Origin of the sequence: Protofrankia sp. Cr1, from assembly GCF_963555865.1 — a bacterium.
Lineage (GTDB): Bacteria > Actinomycetota > Actinomycetes > Frankiales > Frankiaceae > Protofrankia.
On the sequence record NZ_CAUVXO010000022.1, the window covers coordinates 27204 to 30354 of the forward strand.

At 67.0% G+C, this 3151-nt stretch carries 2 protein-coding genes; both read right to left on the reverse strand.

Features of this window, described 5'->3' with window-relative positions; all coding sequences use genetic code 11:
- Window positions 1–955: 2-oxoacid:ferredoxin oxidoreductase subunit beta (locus U9980_RS04100; RefSeq protein WP_322766743.1), on the reverse strand; the 955-nt coding region annotated here is incomplete at its 3' end.
- Window positions 948–2726: a 2-oxoacid:acceptor oxidoreductase subunit alpha gene (locus U9980_RS04105; protein ID WP_416210146.1), complete on the reverse strand. Its 1779-nt coding sequence runs from the start codon at window positions 2724–2726 to the stop codon at window positions 948–950. The genes U9980_RS04105 and U9980_RS04100, both read right to left, overlap by 8 nt.
- Window positions 2727–3151 lie beyond the last annotated feature (425 nt).

Sequence of the window (3151 nt, forward strand, 5' to 3'; positions counted from 1 at the left end):
GGGCCGAGGTGTTCTGCTCCGCCACCATGGCCTCGTAGGTGGGCCGCCCCACCCGACGGAACACCCCGATCGGGGTGTTGCTCAGGTCGGAGTCGGACAACCGGGACAGGGTGAAGGCGTAGGCCGGGCCCTCCACCGTCTCGTCATGGACGATGATCTCACTACGGGGGACGTGGGCGGTGTCGGCGACCTCAAGCCCGAAACCACGCGGCTCACGCACCACACACTTCTCCCCCGAGCCACCGAACGTGATCGGCTTGCCGTGCTCAAGGCGGACCAGCACCGAGTCGCGGCTGGCCGGGTCCTTCAGCACGTCGAACGCACCGTCGTTGAAGATGGCGCAGTTCTGGTAGATCTCGATGAACGCGCTGCCTTCGTGTGCGGCGGCCGCACGCAGCACCGACTGCAGGTGCTTGCGGTCGGAGTCGATGGTGCGCGCCACAAATGACGCCTCGGCGCCGAGCGCCAGCGCGATCGGGTTGAACGGGGTGTCGCGGGAGCCGGCCGGCGTCGACTTGGTGACCTTGCCGAATTCCGACGTGGGCGAGCACTGACCTTTGGTCAACCCGTAGATACGGTTGTTGAACAGCAGAATCTTGATGTTGACGTTGCGGCGCAGCGCGTGGATGAGATGGTTGCCGCCGATCGACAGGGCGTCACCGTCACCGGTGACCACCCACACCGACAGGTCCGGCCGGCTGACCGCCAGACCCGTCGCGATCGCCGGCGCCCGACCGTGGATCGAGTGCATGCCGTAGGTGTTGAGGTAGTACGGGAAACGCGACGAACAGCCGATCCCGGAGACGAACGTGACGTTCTCGCGCGGAATGCCCAGTTCCGGCATGAACGACTGGATCGCAGACAGGATCGCGAAGTCACCGCAGCCCGGGCACCAGCGGACCTCCTGATCCGACCGGAAGTCCTTGGCGGTGAGCTTGACGGGCACTTCAGGCATTACGCACGACCTCTCCGAGGACCGTCTCCAGCTCGGCCGAGGTGAACGGCTGGCCGTTGACCTTGTTGTAGGAGACGACGTCGACCAGGTAACGCTCACGTACCACGTGGGCGAGCTGGCCGAGGTTCATCTCCGGGATGACGACGCGGTCGTAGCCGGCAAGTACCGCGCCGACGTTCTTCGGCATCGGCGCGATGTGACGCAGGTGTGCCTGGGCGATGGCCACCCCGCCTTCCCGCAGCACGCGGCAGGCCGCGCCGATCGGCCCATAGGTGGAACCCCAGCCGAGCACCAGCACCCGAGCCTCGCCGGATGGGTCCTCGACTTCCAGATCGGGCACCTCGATCGCCTCGACCCGGGCGGCGCGCAGCCGCATCATCACGTCGTGGTCGGCCGGCACATAGGACACCGCGCCGGTGCCGTCGGCCTTCTCCAACCCGCCGACGCGGTGTTCCAGACCCGGTGTGCCCGGCACCGCCCAGGGACGCGCGAGCGTGTGCGGGTCGTGCAGGTACGGCAGGAATGTCCCGTCCGGCCCGTTGGGCTCGGTCGCGAACTCCACCCGCAGGTCGGGCAGGTCGGCCGGGTCCGGCAGCCGCCACGGTTCGGAACCGTTGGCCAGGTATCCGTCGGAGAGCAGGATGACCGGCATCCGGTAGGTCAGCGCGATCCGCGCCGCCTCCAGCGCCGCGTCGAAGCAGTCCGCCGGGGAGCGGGCGGCGATCACCGCGAGCGGTGCCTCACCGTGCCGGCCGAACAGGGCGATGTTCAGGTCGGACTGCTCGGTCTTGGTCGGCAGACCGGTCGACGGACCGGCCCGCTGCACGTCCACGACCACCAGCGGTAGCTCCAGCATCACCGCGAGGCCGAGGGTCTCGGTCTTGAGCGCCAGCCCCGGGCCGGAGGTCGAGGTGACACCGAGCGCGCCGCCGTAGGAGGCACCGAGCGCCGAACCGACCGCCGCGATCTCGTCCTCGGCCTGGAAGGTCGTCACGCCGTACCGCTTGTATCCCGACAGGTCGTGCAGGATCTCCGATGCCGGGGTGATCGGGTAGGCGCCGAGGAAGACCGGCAGGTTGGCGCGCAGACCAGCCGCGACCAGACCGTAGGCGAGCGCCGAGTTGCCGTTGACGCTGCGGTAGGTGCCGGGTACCAGCTTCGCGGGCTTGACCTCGTAGCGGACGGCGAAGTCCTCGGTGGTCTCACCGTAGTTCCAACCGGCCTGGAACGCGGCCACGTTCGCGGCGGCCAGCTGCGGCTTCTTGGCGAACTTCTGCTTGAGGAACTCGACCGTACCTTCGGTGGGCCGGCTGTACATCCACGACAGCAGCCCGAGAGCGAACATGTTCTTCGCCCGCTCGGCGTCCTTCTTGGAGACGTCGATGTCGGCGAGCGCGGCGACGGTCGCGGTGGTCAGCGGCACCCGGTGCACCGTGTACCCGTCGAGCGAGTCGTTCTCCAGCGGATTGCTCGTGTAACCAACCTTCTCAAGGTTACGCGTGGTGAACTCATCCGTGTTGACAATGATCTCCGCATTCGGCGGCAGATCGGCGAGATTGGCGCGCAGTGCAGCCGGGTTCATCGCCACCAGGACGTCCGGGGAGTCACCGGGGGTGAGGACGTCATGGGCCGCGAAATGCACCTGGAAGCTGGACACGCCGTGCAACGAGCCCGATGGGGCGCGGATCTCGGCGGGGTAGTTGGGCAAGGTCGACAGGTCGTTTCCCAGGATGGCGGTCTCGGAGGCGAAACGGTCGCCGGTGAGCTGCATTCCGTCGCCGGAGTCACCGGCGAACCGGATTGCCACCCGGTCCAGATGCTGAATCTGCTTGGCCACGTACGTGGACCTCCTCAATGACCGACGGTCGGCGAGGGTGCGTACCCGCTGTTCTACAGTGGGTAGAGCGAGCCATGCGGCTCGCCCGTCCTTCTTATACGGAGGCATTGATTCAGCGGTGTTTCGCGGTGTCAAATCGCCATCTCGTAAAGGGGGCGGTGCACGTCACGCTGAATTCGACAACAGCACCGTCACATATATCCTCGGACGTGCGGGAAAAGCGTCGGCAATTGCGCGGACAACACCTTTGACGGGACTTTCGGGAAACAACGACGGAAAGACGTTTCCCGCCGCGGGGGACCACCGTCCCCGTCCTGGCACCGACGAAGGTCGGGCTCCCCCCGGCAACCGGCCCACCC

Coding starts and splice junctions, on each gene's coding strand:
- U9980_RS04105 (WP_416210146.1), bottom strand. CDS start 2,726: ATGCAGCTCACCGGCGACCGTTTCGCCTCCGAGACCGCCATCCTGGGA.